Source organism: Methylococcus sp. EFPC2, from assembly GCF_016925495.1.
Taxonomy (GTDB): domain Bacteria; phylum Pseudomonadota; class Gammaproteobacteria; order Methylococcales; family Methylococcaceae; genus EFPC2.
This window is the reverse complement of the sequence record NZ_CP070491.1, coordinates 369313-385354: the sequence shown is the minus strand read 5'-3', so window position 1 is coordinate 385354 and position 16042 is coordinate 369313. Positions and strand designations below refer to the sequence as shown.

Genomic DNA, 16042 nt, shown 5'->3' with positions numbered 1-16042 from the left:
TTTATATGGAACGCATCAGTAAAGCACTCGACAAGGCGCTAGCCAATCAAACGACCTTCAACGTGGGCGACCTTCAACCGCTCAACCAAGGTAGCGTGAGAGCACCCCGAATCCAATATAGCCGGACGCAAAGCGTTGGCGTTTCACGTGAGTTGCTGCGCCAAAACCGCATCATCTCCGGCATGGAGCCCGGGCCTTTTGTCGATGCCTATAAGATATTGCGCACCCGGGTCATCCAGAAACTGCGCGAACATAATTGGAACGCGCTCGCCATCACCAGTCCCGGCGTTAACGCCGGCAAGACCCTGACCGCCATCAACCTGGCGCTCAGCCTGGCACTGGAGGTCAACCAGACCGTTCTCCTGGTCGACGCCAACCTGCGTAATCCCAGCGTGCACAAATATTTCGGCATCGAACCGACCCATGGTCTCAGCGATTTCCTGCTCGACCACGTGTCGATCGAGGACATGCTGATCAACCCCAAGGGCATAGACCGTTTCGTCATCCTGCCCGGCAAGCGCCCGCTTCCCGACTCGTCCGAGATGCTGTCGTCCCCCCGCATGATCGAACTGGTGGAGGAGGTGAAAAGCCGCTATCCCTCGCGCATCGTGCTATTCGACCTTCCGCACCTGGGTACCTCGGATGCCTTGGCTTTCGCGCCGTACGTGGACGCGGCCCTGCTGGTACTCGAAGAAGGCAAGACCACGCAGGACGAGCTGCAGCAAGCCATCGAGCACCTGCAGCCGAAGCCGATCATCGGCACCGTGCTCAACAAGGCCGAGGCCGGCTCCGCGGGCGAACTCTGAACTCAGCGCGCTGAACGATCCCAGATCCCATGTACGAAAGCTATTACCAACTCAAGGAAAAACCCTTCGCCCTGATGCCCGACCCGGCTTATCTGTACCTGAGCCGCAAGCATCGTATCGCCAAAACCCTGCTGGTTTACGGCATCCTGAATCAGGCCGGATTCGTGGTCGTGAGCGGCGGCATCGGCACCGGGAAAACCACCCTCATTCATCAATTGCTCGGCTTGATGAATCGGAAAAACATGAACGTAGGCCTGATCTCCAATGCTCACCCGTCCTTCGGCGAGCTGATGCAATGGGTGTTGATGGCCTTCAACCTGGATTATTCCGGGAAGGGTAAGACGGCCCTGTTCCAGACCTTCATGGATTTCGTCCACGCCGAATACCAGAAACACAAGCGCACCGTCCTGATTATCGACGAAGCGCAAAACCTCTCGCTGGAAACCCTGGAAGAACTGCGCATGTTGATCAATGTCAACGTGGGTAAGGATCAACTGCTGCAGATCGTGCTGGTAGGCCAGGAACAACTCCTGGATAAACTCAACCGGCCCGAATTGGAGCAATTCGCCCAGCGCATATCGGTCAGCTATAAGCTCGATCCGCTCGACCGGCAGGAGACACATAACTACATACACCACCGCCTCAAGGTCGCCGGCAGCCAGGAAGGGGATCTGTTCACGGACGACGGCTGCGATGCGGTATTCCAATACAGCCGCGGCATCCCGCGCTTGATCAACGTCATCTGCGACAACGCTCTGGTTTACGGGTTTGCCGACGATCAGAAACACATCGACGCCAACTTGGTTCACGAGGTGGTCAAGGACCGCGAATTGGGGGGCTTGACCACCGCCAGAGCCGATGCCGGCGCTTGAACCAAGCGTAAGGCCTCTGTCCTAAGCCCCTTTTCGTTCGTGGTATGATGCCGCCGCCGCTGGCGGGGGCCTCCCCGGCCTGCTACGTCATTTGATAACCCCCGATCCCACTCCTAGGTCGATTCGATGAAAAAAATCATGTTCACGCTTTTGTCTGTCCTATTGCTTGCCGCTTGCAGCAGCAAGGAGCAGACTGGACTCAAGGAAGCCCTCACCGTCAAACTGCAGGACGATCAGGATCTGAAAGACTACAAGCTGGACCCGAAAGAAGTCGCCGCGTGCGTAGAGAAGGCCATCTCCGATGGTCTGCCGGGCATACCCGGCGATCCCCGGCGCCCCCAGTATTATGAAGCGTATGCCAAGTTCGTTTCCGTGAATTCGCCGGGCGACGCGGAGGCCGCGGTGCAGCAATACAAGGACTTGTTCGGCGGCATCAAACAGGCACACGAGGCCGCCAATACCATTACCGATCACATCATGACCTGCATGGGCACGGCCATCGAGCAGCATGGCGGAGAGCGCGAAAAGTAAGAACTGCGGACCGACTCCGGGGCGGCGGTGACCGCCCGAATCCGCTGCCGGGGCGTCCTGCCCCGGACATGATCGGCCATGGAGGCTTTGACATGAGCGCAAACTCCATCGAAAGCCTGATGCCCAAGGATGTCGCCCTCGAGGCGGAAATGCGGGCGTCATCAAGGCGAATCTCGACTTCGGCTCCACCCTCATGCTCTCGCTGTTGACGGGCGCTTTCATCGGCTTCGGCGCCGTATTCAACAACATGGTGATGACCGGCAACGGCTGGGACGGTGCGATCAAGCTACCGTTTGGCCTCATGCGCCGATAGCGCCTCCACCTTTTGTCTCGGACTGATCCTGGTCACCATAACCGGCGCGGAGATGTTCACCGGCAACGTTTTGCTGGCTTGCTCAAGCGACCAACACGGGGCGGCGAACCTCGCAACCCGCGCAAGAAGCTCGGCGGCAGCGTGGACCTGCACTTCAACCGACGCGTTTTCCACGGACGACTGAAGAATCTCAGCCAAAACGGACTACTGATGGAAACCTACATCGTCCAGGGGCTCCCCCAGATCCAGGACACGGTCGAACTGGATCTGGACTTTGCCGGGAGAACCGAACGATTACCGCAACTGTCCGGAGCCATCGTCAGCAAAACCTCCGGGACGAATCTGATGGGGCGGGAGTTTTTCAGCTATCCGATCAGATTCGACAAGCTCGGCCAGGAAGCGAAGGCGGTGACCCAACAGTTACTCTAGAAGCGGGCTCCTCCAGCCATTACGCGAGCCCGCCGCCATTTTCCATGGCTTCGCTCTCGCCCAACCTCGGCCAAGCGGTCAACACGGCTTGCACCAAGGTCGCCAGGGGAATGGCGAAGAACACGCCCCAGAACCCCCATACCCCGCCGAAGAACAGGATGGCCACGATGATGGCGACCGGGTGCAGGTTGACGACTTCAGAGAACAGCAAAGGCACCAGCACCACCCCGTCCACCGCCTGGATGACGGCGTAGGCCAGCATCAAATACCAGAACTCGTCCGCCAGTCCCCATTGAAAGAACGCCACCAGCATCACGGGAAAGGTCACCAAGGTCGCTCCCACATAGGGGATGATCACGGACAAGCCCATCAGCACGGCCAGCAGCAGCGAATAATTCAACCCCATCAAGGAAAAGGTGGCGAAGCTGGCGAGCAGCAATATCGCAACCTCGAAGAATTTGCCCCGCACGTAATTGCCGATCTGGGCATCCACCTCGCGCCAAACCAGGGTCGTCAAGTGGCGATCCCTGGGCAGGTATAAGACCACCCAATCCAGAATCGGCTTTTTGTCCTTGAGGAAGAAAAACACCAGCAAGGGCACCAGGATCGCGTAGACGATCAGGGTGATCACGCTGACCAGCGAGGTATAGGAATAACTCAGCATCGATTGCCCGTAATTCATCAGCTCCTGACGTAGAACCGCGATCACCTCGTTCATCTGCGCCTCGCTGATGAAACGGGGATAGCGGTCGGGTAGCTGCATGATGAGCAGTTGCGCCTTGTTGACCCAGCCAGGCAATTGCTGGATCAACTGCACGGTCTGCTGGTAGAGCAAGGGCAACAAAGCGATGAAGACGAAACCCAGCAGCGCCAGGAACAGCACGTAGACGATCAGTACCGCCGCGAAACGCGGCAATTTTTCACGTTCCCCGAAGGCGACGACGCCTTCCAGCAGGTAGGCGATGACCAGTGCCGCGAATACGGGCATGAGGATGCGAGCCAGGCTGAGCACCAGCACGAACCCCACTATCAGCAGTATCGCCAGCGACACCGCCTGGGAGTTGGGCAGTACGCGCCGTATCCAATCGCTCAGCCAAACGCGCACGGTTTGCATCGAGGGTCTCCATTGTTCTTTTCGTTACGGGTTGCCATGAAAGTCGCGAGCGAACGCCTTGTTCTCCCACTTGGAAGGGGCGGGGTGCGGGTAGGCACGGGAGCTTTCATCGGCAGGGGTGGCGCGAACGCCATAACCTGCGAGCCGGGCATAGTACAACAATGCGCTGGCCCGCGAGGGCTGGCATTGCGGGCTCCCGGACCGTTTCCGCACAATTCATCCACAGGCCATCAACAGGTCCTGACACATCATATAGTGCTTGACCTAAATTTACAGCACACTCTATAGTACCCGCACTTTTACCACCCCTGGAAAGAGGACCCCTCTATGGAAGCAGAATCCGCCATCCGCCCCTCCTCACAAGACGCTGTTGCAGCCTCCGAAATCCGCGCCGTCGTGCCCGGCGAGGTGCGCGTCATTCGCCGCAACGGCAAGGTCACGGGCTTCGACGCCAGCAAGATCAGCGTCGCCATCACCAAAGCCTTCCTGGCCGTGGAAGGCGGCTCGGCGGCGGCCAGCCGGCGCATCCACGACACTGTGGCCGAATTGACCGATCAGGTGGTCAAGGCCTTGTTCCGCCGCCTGCCCTCCGGCGGCACTATCCACATCGAAGACATCCAGGACCAGGTCGAACTGGCCCTGATGCGGTCGGAGCACCAGAAGGTCGCCCGTTCCTACGTACTTTACCGCGAGGAACACGCCCGCCTCCGTGCCGAAAAATCCAAGGAAGCCGAGCAGCAGGCCGACACCGAAGCCCTCCACGTCACCGCCGCCGACGGCAGCCGCAAGCCGCTCAACGAAGCGCGACTGCGCAAGATCGTCGATGAAGCCTGCGCCGGCCTCGCCAACGTGGACGCCGGCTGGATACTGGAAGAAACCCGCCGCAACCTGTTCGACGGCGTGCAGGAAAAAGACGTCGCTTCCGCCCTGGTGATGACGGCGCGTACCCGTATCGAGCAGGAACCCAATTATTCCCAGGTATCGGCCCGCCTGCTGCTGGACAGTCTGCGCGCCGAAGCTCTGAGCTTCCTGGCCGGCGTACCGCAGGAAGCCAGCCAGGCCGACATGGGTCAACGCTACGGCGAATATTTCGCCGACTACATCAAGCGCGGCGCCGAACTGGAGCTTTTGTCGCCGGAACTGACCCGCTACGATCTGGCCCGCCTGGGCGCGGCCCTGAAACCGGAGCGCGACCTGCAATTCAACTATCTGGGCCTGCAAACCCTGTACGACCGCTACTTCATCCACAGCGACGGCCAGCGTTTCGAACTGCCGCAGGCCTTCTTCATGCGCGTAGCCATGGGTCTCGCGATCGCCGAGGTTGACCGCGAAACGCTAGCTATCGAGTTTTATAACCTGCTGTCGTCCTTCGACTTCATGTCCAGCACGCCGACGCTGTTCAACGCCGGCACCCTGCGTCCGCAGCTCTCCTCCTGTTACCTCACCACGGTGCCGGACGACCTCGACGGCATCTACGGCGCCATCAAGGACAACGCCTTGCTGTCCAAATTCGCCGGCGGCCTGGGCAACGACTGGACCCGCGTGCGCGGCATGGGCGCCCACATCAAGGGCACCAACGGCAAGTCCCAGGGCGTCGTGCCCTTCCTCAAGGTGGCCAACGACACGGCGGTCGCGGTCAATCAGGGCGGCAAGCGCAAAGGCGCGGTCTGCGCCTACCTGGAAACCTGGCATATCGACATCGAGGAATTCCTCGACCTGCGCAAGAACACCGGCGACGACCGCCGCCGCACCCACGACATGAACACCGCCAACTGGGTGCCGGACCTGTTCATGAAGCGCGTCGCCGAGGAAGGCGAATGGACTTTGTTCTCGCCCAACGACGTACCCGACCTGCACGACCTCACCGGCCAGGCTTTCGAAAAAGCCTACCTGGCTTATGAAGACAAGGTCGCGCGCGGCGAACTCAAGCTGTACAAGCGCCTGCCCGCGCTGAGCCTGTGGCGCAAGATGCTGTCCATGCTGTTCGAGACCGGCCATCCCTGGATCGCCTTCAAGGACCCCTGCAACCTGCGCTCACCCCAGCAGCACGTCGGCGTGGTCCACAGCTCCAACCTGTGCACCGAGATCACCCTCAACACCAACGACGGCGAAATCGCGGTGTGCAACCTGGGTTCGGTCAACCTGGCCGCTCACATAGTCCCCTCGCCCTCCCAGGGAGAGGGCCAGGGTGAGGGTCTAAAAATGGTGCTCGACTCCGCCAAGCTTGAGCGCACCATCAACACCGCCATGCGGATGCTGGATAACGTCATCGACATCAACTATTACAGCGTGCCCCAGGCGCGCCGCTCCAACCTGCGTCACCGTCCGGTCGGACTGGGCATCATGGGCTTCCAGGACGCGCTTTATAAAATGCGCGTGCCCTACGCCTCGGAAAAGGCCATCCAGTTCGCCGACGAGAGCATGGAAGCGGTCAGCTATTACGCCATCCAGGCGTCCACCAATCTGGCCGAGGAACGCGGGCGCTACTCCACCTTCGAAGGCTCGTTGTGGAGCCAGGGCATCCTGCCCTACGATTCAATCGCCCTCGCGGAAGAAGGCCGCGGCGGTTATCTGCAGATCGACCGTTCCCTGACCCTGGATTGGGACGGCTTGCGCGAGCGGGTAAAAACGGTCGGCATGCGCAACTCCAACACCATGGCCATCGCGCCCACCGCCACCATCTCCAACATCGTCGGCGTCTCGCAGTCCATCGAGCCGACCTACCAGAACCTGTTCGTCAAATCCAACCTGTCGGGCGAGTTCACCGTGGTCAACCCCTACCTGGTCGATGACCTCAAGGCACGCGACCTGTGGGACTCGGTCATGATCAACGACCTCAAGTATTACGACGGCAGCGTGCAGAAAATCGAGCGCATCCCCGAAGACCTCAAGCAGCTCTACGCCACCGCCTTCGAGATCGACGCCCGCTGGCTGGTCGAAGCCGCTTCGCGCCGGCAGAAATGGATAGACCAGGCGCAATCGCTCAACCTCTACATGAGCGAGCCCAACGGCAAGAAGCTGGACAGCCTGTACAAACTCGCCTGGGTGCGCGGCCTCAAGACCACCTACTACCTCCGCTCCATGGGCGCTACCCACGTGGAAAAAAGCACCCTGGCCGAAGGCAAGCTCAACGCCGTAAAGCTGGATGCCATCGAAGAAGCCCCGGTCAAAATGTGCTCCATCACCGACCCGGAATGTGAGGCGTGTCAATAAGGACCAAGCATACCTGACACTATATATGGTGCGGCATGAGTGCTAGACTGCTCGACGATGTGCTTGAGGCGCTGACTCGGGCAGGCGCTTCCATGCGTTGCCAGACCTTGGGTCGACACTTGGAAACGCTGGGATTCGTGGTTCGGGACGGCCATCGGGGTGGGCATAAAATCTACACCCACCCCGGCCTACCCGGATTTTTGTCTGCGTCCTACAACTGCGATCACGGTAAGAATCCGGAAATCAAGCGCCCGTACATCAACCAGGTCGTCAAAGTGCTGCGCAAGTACGAACCGGAGTTACGAACCTTCCTCGAGGACCGCAACCATGTTTGACCCTCACCGGTACGCCATCACCATCCGCCAAGCTGAATTCGACGGCCAAGTGCTGTACGAAGCCAAGGTAAGGGAACTGCCGGATATCGCCGAATACGCCGAGACCCACGAAGAAGCCTACGACCTGGCCGTGGACGCCATTACCACCACCGCCGAAGCCCTGGCGGCACAGGGCCGCGAAATGCCGGTACCTTATCAGCCGGAGGAAGACTACAGCGGCCGCATCACCCTGCGCCTCCCGAAATCCCTGCACCGACGCCTCGCCGAAAAAGCGACCGAAGAAGCGGTTAGCTTGAATCAATACATGCTCAGCGTATTGGCGCAAAACAGCGGCGTTCAATCACCGACAAACGCGCCGCAAAAATGAACGACGCGACAAGAAGTAGATGGCAAAAACAGGATCAACACGAATTGAAGCGTGACGACCTGCAAGAGGAACTTCGAAAAGGTATCAAGCAAGCCGACGACGGAGAAATCGTCGATGGTGAGAAGGCTTTCAAAGACTTAATTGCTGAATCGCTCACTCAAGCCATCTCGTTACGTTTGCCGACCAGTTTGCTGGAATCGATTATTCGTAGGATGGGTGTAGGCGGCAGCCGTAACCCATCAAACGGCCAAATGATGGGTTGCACTACGTTCCACCCATCCTACGCACTTGCCGAATTCATTTTACCGTCCCAAACCATGAGACTTCATCCTAAAAGCTGAAACGATGGCATCGTCAAACTAGTTTGATAGCCAATGAGTTATCCTGCCAGTTAATATTTAGGCGTAGCTTAGGAAGAGAAATGTTGGAATTCTTCAGAGACCCAGCGTGGCAATTTGTTGGCGCACTACTCGCGTTGATAGCGATTGCTATCACAATAATACTCTATATTCTTCAATCAAAAAGAAAAAAAGTGTCATATGACATTTGCTCTAACAGTCCGCTATTAACTCTCAAAGAGGAGATTGAAGGAAAAGTAAAAATCCTTTATGAAAATCAGCCTGTAACAAATGTTCACATGATAGTATTTAAATTAGTCAATAATGGAAACGTCCCCATTCTTAGCTCAGACTATGAAAGACCAATAGTGGCAATATTTGAAGGCGAAGACACCAAGATAATGTCGGCGGAGGTAGTGGACAAAAGCCCTTCAAGCTTAAGTGGCACACTAACACAAGACCGGAACACCATTACTTTCCCAATGATTCTCTTAAATCCACGCGATTATATAAGCGTTAAATGCCTTTTAAGCAACTATAAAAAAAGCATTAAGGTCCACGCGAGAATAGCAGGAGTGAAAGAGATTCCTCAAATAACTGACCTTCCGGCTCGTTCATTAATTGGCATGTTGATAGGAACTACTGTCATGATTATTGGCATTTCACTACTAGAGTCCAGCGGAGCACCAATATCTGAATCAGTAAAGCTTCCAAGAAATACATTGGGGTGGACAATGGCTGTATCCGGCTACCTATCCATTGGCTTTATTTTCATGCATAACAAGCGCTTTCTGAACGCACTACTCAGAGCGTCGCAAATTTTATAGGAAGAGGTTGCCTCCGTGGGACTCAAGCTTCGTAGGATGGGTGTAGGCGATAGCCGTAACCCATCAAACACCGCCGGATGATGGGTTGCGCTGCGCTTCACCCATCCTACATGGAGAGAATCAAACGTGACGAATTATCGGCGTCACTTCGTACCGGGAGGGAGTTATTTTTTTACCGTGGTAGCGGCCGACAGACCGCAAGGCTTGCTTACGAAACACATGGGATTATTGCGCAAATCCTTCAAAACGGTGATGGAAGAAAAACCGTTTGTGATCGACGCAATGGTGGTACTGCCTGACCATTTGCATTGCCTATGGACGTTGCCGCCCGAAGACAAAGATTACTCGACACGCTGGAAGAACATCAAAGCACTGTTTTCGAAGGGACTACAAAAAACGGAAGCCCGCTCTGAAAGCCGAATTTCCAAAGGTGAACGGGGTATTTGGCAGCGACGTTATTGGGAACATGCCATACGGGACGACGAGGATTATGCCCGGCATGTGGATTACATCCATTACAACCCGATCAAGCACGGATATGTCGAAAAACTAATCGATTGGCCTCATTCGTCCTTTCACCGCTACGTTAAGGCTGGAATTTATACCTCAGATTGGGCCGCGAGTTCGGGCATTGAAGACTTGGATTTCGAGTGAAGCGTTTGATGGGTTACGGCTCACGCCTCCACCCATCCTACAACGACTTAGGAAGCATGATTATGACCACCGAATCGCAACACTACACTGCTACCGCAAAATGGCTGCATTGGATCATTGCGGTATTGATCATATTCCTGTTGATACTTGGGTTCTATATGTCCGGCCTGCCGCGCGGGCCGGATAAAACCGCGCTGGTTCAGCTGCATAAATCGGTGGGCATTATCGTGTTGACTCTGGCAACCGTGCGAGTGGGTTGGCGTTTAAGGCATAAGCCCCCTGCCCTGCCGGCGAGTATGTCTTGGTTTCTTAAAAAGGCAACGCACAGCATCCACTGGACGCTTTATCTGCTGATGTTTCTCCAGCCTTTGAGCGGCTGGGTGATGAGTTCGGCGCGGGGATTTCCGGTTTCCATAGCCGGGATCATTCCGCTGCCCTCCTTGGTGGAAAAAGATGAAGCCTTGGCGGAGATACTCAAGGAGCGTCACGAATTTCTGGGCTGGGCCCTGGTTTTGCTGATCATTGGCCATGTAGTGGCGGCGCTCAAACACCACTTCGTCGACAAGGACGATGTGCTGCTCCGCATGGCTATCCGACCGAACAAACACGATACCTGAACGTCGAGAAATGGATCCCAGCAAACCCTTACTAGCCATGATAGCCGTGCTGGCCGGCGGCCTGACGTTCATCGCCTACAACCATATGACGGCAGCCGAAGGCAACGTTCATTACGGCATGATACCGGACAAGCACAAACTGATTGCCTATTCCAAAATCGCGTGCCGCAAAGCGATACAGCTCAAGCTGAATGCCGAGGTAGCTACCCCGAGCAGCATCCGCAGCGACGATGTCCATTTCGTCGAACTGAGCTGGGATACCCAGCGGGATACCAGCAAGCGCATTACCTGCCGTTACGAGGCGGAAAAAGGCGTGACCGACCTGAGCATAGACGGCAAATCCCTCGGTGCCGTGAGCGTGGACATCGGCGCAATCCACGCACCCGGCAGCGCGGGGGAAAAACGCGGGGGGCACTACTGATGGAGGCTTTGATCAAGCTGCTGGAGCATCCGTCGGTCACGATATGGAAGACCCTGTTCCTGCTGGGTTGCAGCAACATCTTCATGACCTTCGCCTGGTATGCCCATTTGAAGGAACTGAGCCATAAACCCTGGATAATTGCGGCGCTGGTGAGCTGGGGCGTGGCCTTGTTCGAATACCTGTTGCAGGTGCCGGCCAACCGCATCGGCTATACGGTCCTGAGCGTGGGGCAGCTCAAGATCGTGCAGGAGGTCATCACCCTGTCGGTCTTCGTGCCTTTCGCCCTGTTTTATATGAAGGAACCGATGAAGCTGGACTACCTCTGGGCGGGCCTGTGCCTTTTGGGCGCCGTATTTTTCATGTTTCGAGAACAACTATTCAAATGACAGCAAAAGCAAGCATGTATTACCTGGAACCCTGCAAAGACTATCGCGACGACACCCTGCGCCACGGCGCGGAATTCAGCCCGGAAGAAATCCGCGTCGATACCGCCAAGCATTACGACGATTGCTATTGGGACTACCGCACCGCCTGGTTCGACAACGAGAACCTGGCCCTGCATTACGGCTACTGGGAAGAAGGCATCAAGACCCACAGCCAGGCGCTGTTGAACAAGAACCGCATCATGGCCGATATCGCCGGCATCAAGGCGGGTGATCGCGTGCTGGACGCCGGCTGCGGCATAGGCGGAAGCTCCATCTGGCTGGCCAAACACCGCGGCGCGCACGCGACCGGCATCACCGTGAGCGAGCAGCAGGCACAGCACGCCACGCGCAACGCGGCACGGCACGGCGTTTCGGACAAGACCGAATTTCATGCCATGGACTTCCTCGCCACCACTTTCCCGGATGCGAGCTTCGACGTGGTCTGGGCGGTGGAAAGCTCCTGCTACGCGGTCGACAAGCGCGATTTTTTCCGCGAGGCCTATCGCGTATTGAAGCCGGGCGGCACCCTGATCGCCTGCGACGGCTATGTCACCAAGCGGGAATTCGACGAATCCGAATGGCAGGCCATCATGGATTGCCTCAATGGCTGGGCGGTGCCCAATCTGGCGTCGGCGGAGGAGTTCCAGTCCGGCATGGAGGAATGCGGTTTCCGCGAAGTGCATGTCACGGAAGCCACCAAGGAGACCCTGCCCTCGGCGCGGCGCATGTATCTGACCGCGCTGTGGACTTATCCCATGCAGGTCGTCATGCACTGGCTGGGCCTGCGCAAGAAGGCACAGACCGCCAACTTCAAGGTCGCCCTCGCCCAATGGAAGATCTTCAACGAAGGACTGGCGCGCTATTACATCTTCCGCGCGAAAAAGCCGGTTTGAGGAGAGCGCCATGGACCTGAATAATCTCGGCATCCCCAAGGACTACGCCTTGCTGCTGATGGGCATCGTCTTCGGTTTCCTCGTCGGCTGGATCGCGGCACGCTGGCGCAAGCCCGGTCTGGATGCCGGAGCCTCGTTGGAAAGCGCAAATGCCCAGGAACTCAAACTCGCGGTGAACGGCAAGACCGTCAGCCTCGATGCATCGACCTCGGCCGAGGTTCAAACCTTGATCCGCGGCGACAAGACGATAGAAGCCATCAAGGCTCTGCGCGAGGCGACCGGGCTGGGCCTGGCCGAAGCCAAGGCGGTAGCCGACTCGCTGGCTCGCATGATCAAACAAGCCCAACGCTAGATATGGTGTTTGTTAGTCGCTTAATACACAATATACAGAAATTCGAACAAACGCTTAGGAGACCCTCATGCTGAACTGGGACGACCCGCTCGCCGACCTCACCGCCAACCAAGCTTCTCAAACGGACCTGCAGCCGGCCCCTTCCAAACTACCGCCGGTAATCGCCGAAGAGGCTAAAACCGCTCCGGCGCTGGCCGTCGCCCAAGCACACCCGACCGCCCCGCGCAAAACCGACACGGTACTGCCGGCTTCGGAGCCGCTGCACACAGGCGCCACGGGTCTGGAAAAAATCGAGATGGGCGCCAAGCGCATCCAGGTGGACGACAAGAAGATCATCAACTGCCGCGCCGACCTCAACCAGTTGGTGCCCTTCAAGTACCAGTGGGCCTGGCAGAAATACCTGGACGCCTGCGCCAACCACTGGATGCCGCAGGAAATCAACATGAACGCCGACATCGCGCTGTGGAAGAGCGCCGACGGCCTCACCGAGGACGAGCGCACCATCATCAAACGCAACCTGGGTTTCTTCTCCACCGCCGACTCCCTGGTGGCGAACAACCTGGTGCTGGCCGTCTACCGCCACATCACCAACCCGGAATGCCGCCAGTATTTGCTGCGCCAGTCCTTCGAAGAAGCCCTGCACACCCACGCCTACCAATATGTGGTCGAATCACTGGGCCTGGACGAGGGCGAGGTGTTCAACATGTACCGCGAGCTGCCGGCCGTGGCGCGCAAGGCCGAATGGGCCCTGCCCTTCACCCAGCATCTGTCCAACCCCTATTTCCAGACCGGCACGCCGGAGAACGACCAGAAGCTGCTGCGCGAACTGATCGCCTTCTACGTGATCTTCGAGGGCATCTTCTTCTACGTCGGCTTCACCCAGATCCTGTCCATGGGCCGGCGCAACAAGATGACCGGCACCGCCGAGCAGTTCCAGTACATCATGCGCGACGAGTCCATGCACATGAACTTCGGCATCGACGTGATCAACCAGATCAAGGTCGAGAACCCGCATCTCTGGTCCGAGAGCTTCAAGAACGAAATGATCCAGATGATCCGCGAGGCCGTGGAGATCGAAACCCAGTATGCCTACGACACCATGCCGCGCGGCATCCTCGGCCTCAACGCACCCATGTTCAAGGAATACCTGGAATTCATCGCCAACCGCCGCTGCGCCCAAATCGGCCTGCCCGAGCAATACTCCGGTGTCAGCAATCCCTTCCCCTGGATGAGCGAAGTGCTGGATCTCAAGAAGGAAAAGAACTTCTTTGAAACCCGCGTGACCGAGTATCAAACCGGCGGGGCTTTGAGCTGGGATTGAGCAATGCTCCATTTAGCGTGCTTACTGGGAAACGGAAACGGTTTAATCATTGGTTGGGCCTAAAAAGGAAGATTATGTCGCCGTCGGATATCGCAGCGTGGTGGGGCGCAGCTATCGCCACAATCGTGCTCTTCTGGGATCTCTATAAATGGAGTCAATCCGGACCGCAGCTAGAAGTTTCGGCTTCTCCCAACATGGAAACATACGGGGGTATGGAGTCGTATGGGAAAGGTCCGTTTGTTCTACTTGAAGTCCGAAACAACGGAGACCGCAAAACCACTCTCACACATTGCGTTGGGTTTGTTCACGCCAACAGGATCAGCAAACTGCTCCACCGCAAACCCAAACACAGCTTCATCGTCGCGAACCCTTTGCCAGGCAATATTCCGCATATTCTGAAGCCGGGGGAACGCTGGGTGGGTATGCTTAATCAAAACGATCAGCTTGTGAAATGGAGCCAGGAGGGTCATCTCTGCGTGGGAGTGTTTCATTCCGGCGCAAGACGTGAGGTTACATGTCACATGGTTATTCATCCAGCCTAGGCCCAACAGCCCGCGTAGAGCGTAATAGGCGCCAGCCGTATTACGCCGCATGGGTGTTTTATCGGTGCAAAACGGGATGAAACCGCTATTGCACCCTACGCGGGCTGGGATTGAGATTTAAGGTAGGGTGGGCAAGGTTTTTTCTTGCCCACCTTTTAACGAGAACCGACGGTACTTTTCGCTTGGTGGGCAGAAGATAGAGCCGTCTGCCCACCCTACTAGTCGATACCCATCCCGTGCGCCAGGAAGGCGCCACGGAAGGAGATGCTACCGGCGGGATAACGGCGATAAACTTCACATAGGATGCGCTGAGGAACGAAGCGCATCAATTCGCGTGATTCTCGATTGATGCGCCTCCTTCGTCGGCACATCCTAATATCGTCGAATATGTTACCGCGCCTAACATTGCGCTCCACCCGACCCGGGCCCGCAAGCTGTTTCGAGTTTCTTGGTGGGCGCAAGCCTCCTCCGCCTCAGGTGATGGGAGCTAACCATCACGGAAAACAAGATACAAGGGTGGGCAACTTCCTTTCGTTGCCCACGGTTTAACGAAAACCGTCGGTACGTTTCGCGTGGGCAGACGATAGAGCCGTCTGCCCACCCTGCTAGTCGATACCCATCCCATGCGCCAGAAAGGCACCGCGGAAGGAGATACTTCCGGCGGGATAACGGCGATAAATCTCGTCCAACTTCGCGTCGTACTCGTCGATGGTGCCGAAATCGTTCCTGCACGCCTGCATGGCGCGCGCGAAGGCTTGGCAAAACTCGGGTTCCAGGCTTACGAGCCTTATGCCGGCCGTGAGCCGTGTGGCAATGTCGACCAGCACCAGGTTCAAGCGCCAGTGCGCGGCAGCGTCCGGGGTGGGCGGGACATAGCCCCGGTTCGCCACCGGGTGGACCGGGCACTCCTGCCAATCGATCAACGGGCGTTGCACGATGCGGCCGTCTTCGATCGACGTTTGACTGACGCGGGCGCAGACGAAGGGGATACCTTCGACATCGACCAGCACGAACTCGGGCACGCCGACGACGAACGCCTGGCATTGCTCAGCCGTGGGACGGTCGACGCCGATCACCAGATCGCAACTGGTATTCGCCGTCCCTCCGGACTCCCCTTCCCGGGTAAAATAACGCAGCACGCAGCCTAAACCGACCGGTCTGGGGTAGGGACGGCCTACCCTGGGTAGGGCCGGCGGGTGCTCGGGTTTTCTGGCTGGCTGGACATGGGGCGACTTCCCAGCGTTAGAGGACAATCGTGTTGAATTAAGCCCCTCTCCCTCTGGAAGAGACCGCTCGGCAACAGCGTTGGCGTTAGTGGCAGCTGTACCGGTCTTCATTCTGAGCGCCGACAGACGGAAGTTCTACCCCCGTTGCGGATGCAGTTTGTTCAGTACGGGTTAACGTCATTTCCGCGTGGGCGCCACCAAGTCCAGGCGGTATCCCGTGCGCGACCTACGCCAAACCGGGCAGCCCCGTCTATGATCCGGGCGGTTCCGCCGGCACGGCGCTGCTTAGACCCTATCCCGATAGACCTGTAGCGCGCCAGGCAACGAGCCCCAAGGTCAGACGACATGGCGGGATAGATATCAGCCCGTTTTTCCCCGCGGGTGAGAATCTGGCTGAAGCGGTTCATCCGGTTGTGTGGCGTTCCACCACCCAAGGACGGGCTTTG

At 57.6% G+C, this 16042-nt stretch carries 19 protein-coding genes; 16 read left to right on the top strand and 3 right to left on the bottom strand.

From position 1 onward, the window contains the following. Positions 1-5: 5 nt before the first annotated feature. The 4 genes from JWZ97_RS01715 (at position 6) to JWZ97_RS01700 (ending at position 2951) form a co-directional block, all read left to right on the top strand. Positions 6-806, top strand: a complete 801-nt coding sequence (locus JWZ97_RS01715) for a CpsD/CapB family tyrosine-protein kinase (protein ID WP_205433005.1) — start codon at positions 6-8, stop codon at positions 804-806. Positions 807-835: 29 nt separating this feature from the next. Next, complete coding sequence (locus JWZ97_RS01710; RefSeq protein WP_205433003.1) at positions 836-1678, top strand: ExeA family protein; 843 nt, start codon at positions 836-838, stop codon at positions 1676-1678. Between the two features lie 126 nt (positions 1679-1804). After that, the gene (locus JWZ97_RS01705; RefSeq protein WP_240342430.1) at positions 1805-2209 is read left to right on the top strand and encodes a membrane lipoprotein lipid attachment site-containing protein; all 405 of its coding nucleotides are present in this window, start codon (positions 1805-1807) and stop codon (positions 2207-2209) included. A gap of 391 nt (positions 2210-2600) precedes the next feature. Further along, on the top strand, positions 2601-2951 hold the full coding sequence (locus JWZ97_RS01700; protein ID WP_205433001.1) for a PilZ domain-containing protein: 351 nt from the start codon (positions 2601-2603) through the stop codon (positions 2949-2951). 19 nt (positions 2952-2970) lie between these two features. Here the strand turns inward: JWZ97_RS01700 and JWZ97_RS01695 are convergent, their stop codons facing one another. Further along, positions 2971-4065 (bottom strand): AI-2E family transporter, encoded by a 1095-nt coding sequence (locus JWZ97_RS01695; RefSeq protein WP_205432999.1) that lies wholly within the window; start codon positions 4063-4065, stop codon positions 2971-2973. Between the two features lie 327 nt (positions 4066-4392). Between JWZ97_RS01695 and JWZ97_RS01690 the strand changes: the two genes are divergently transcribed. The 12 genes from JWZ97_RS01690 to JWZ97_RS01635 all read left to right on the top strand — a co-directional run bounded on the left by JWZ97_RS01690 (position 4393) and on the right by JWZ97_RS01635 (position 13828). Further along, positions 4393-7278 carry a ribonucleoside-diphosphate reductase subunit alpha gene (locus JWZ97_RS01690; RefSeq protein ID WP_205432997.1) on the top strand — a complete coding sequence of 962 codons (2886 nt, stop codon included), beginning with the start codon at positions 4393-4395 and terminating at the stop codon, positions 7276-7278. Between the two features lie 35 nt (positions 7279-7313). Beyond that, on the top strand, positions 7314-7613 hold the full coding sequence (locus JWZ97_RS01685) for a type II toxin-antitoxin system HicA family toxin (protein WP_205432996.1): 300 nt from the start codon (positions 7314-7316) through the stop codon (positions 7611-7613). Beyond that, positions 7606-7980: a toxin-antitoxin system HicB family antitoxin gene (locus JWZ97_RS01680; protein WP_205432995.1), complete on the top strand. Its 375-nt coding sequence runs from the start codon at positions 7606-7608 to the stop codon at positions 7978-7980. The genes JWZ97_RS01685 and JWZ97_RS01680 overlap by 8 nt, the downstream gene beginning before the upstream one ends. Next, positions 7977-8321: a hypothetical protein gene (locus JWZ97_RS01675; RefSeq protein ID WP_205432994.1), complete on the top strand. Its 345-nt coding sequence runs from the start codon at positions 7977-7979 to the stop codon at positions 8319-8321. Before JWZ97_RS01680 ends, JWZ97_RS01675 begins: the two co-directional genes overlap by 4 nt. A gap of 80 nt (positions 8322-8401) precedes the next feature. Continuing rightward, on the top strand, positions 8402-9145 hold the full coding sequence (locus JWZ97_RS01670; protein WP_205432993.1) for a hypothetical protein: 744 nt from the start codon (positions 8402-8404) through the stop codon (positions 9143-9145). Between the two features lie 126 nt (positions 9146-9271). Further along, positions 9272-9799, top strand: a complete 528-nt coding sequence (locus JWZ97_RS01665) for a transposase (RefSeq protein WP_205432992.1) — start codon at positions 9272-9274, stop codon at positions 9797-9799. 62 nt (positions 9800-9861) lie between these two features. Beyond that, positions 9862-10416: a cytochrome b gene (locus JWZ97_RS01660; RefSeq protein ID WP_205432991.1), complete on the top strand. Its 555-nt coding sequence runs from the start codon at positions 9862-9864 to the stop codon at positions 10414-10416. A 10-nt stretch (positions 10417-10426) separates the two neighbouring features. Further along, positions 10427-10837, top strand: a complete 411-nt coding sequence (locus JWZ97_RS01655; protein WP_205432990.1) for a hypothetical protein — start codon at positions 10427-10429, stop codon at positions 10835-10837. Next, positions 10837-11223, top strand: coding sequence for a DMT family protein (locus JWZ97_RS01650; RefSeq protein WP_205432989.1), 387 nt, complete (start codon positions 10837-10839; stop codon positions 11221-11223). The genes JWZ97_RS01655 and JWZ97_RS01650 overlap by 1 nt, the downstream gene beginning before the upstream one ends. Next, complete coding sequence (locus JWZ97_RS01645) at positions 11220-12155, top strand: methyltransferase domain-containing protein (protein ID WP_240342429.1); 936 nt, start codon at positions 11220-11222, stop codon at positions 12153-12155. The genes JWZ97_RS01650 and JWZ97_RS01645 overlap by 4 nt, the downstream gene beginning before the upstream one ends. A gap of 10 nt (positions 12156-12165) precedes the next feature. Beyond that, complete coding sequence (locus JWZ97_RS01640) at positions 12166-12507, top strand: ribosomal protein L7/L12 (RefSeq protein ID WP_205432988.1); 342 nt, start codon at positions 12166-12168, stop codon at positions 12505-12507. A gap of 295 nt (positions 12508-12802) precedes the next feature. Further along, on the top strand, positions 12803-13828 hold the full coding sequence (locus tag JWZ97_RS01635) for a ribonucleotide-diphosphate reductase subunit beta (RefSeq protein WP_371822609.1): 1026 nt from the start codon (positions 12803-12805) through the stop codon (positions 13826-13828). Positions 13829-14070: 242 nt separating this feature from the next. Here JWZ97_RS01635 and JWZ97_RS01630 read toward each other — a convergent pair whose 3' ends face one another. Together JWZ97_RS01630 and JWZ97_RS01625 are read right to left on the bottom strand one after the other, a co-directional pair. Next, positions 14071-14319, bottom strand: a complete 249-nt coding sequence (locus JWZ97_RS01630; protein ID WP_205432986.1) for a hypothetical protein — start codon at positions 14317-14319, stop codon at positions 14071-14073. Between the two features lie 656 nt (positions 14320-14975). Next, the gene (locus tag JWZ97_RS01625; protein ID WP_205432985.1) at positions 14976-15509 is read right to left on the bottom strand and encodes a hypothetical protein; all 534 of its coding nucleotides are present in this window, start codon (positions 15507-15509) and stop codon (positions 14976-14978) included. Between the last annotated feature and the right edge of the window lie 533 nt (positions 15510-16042).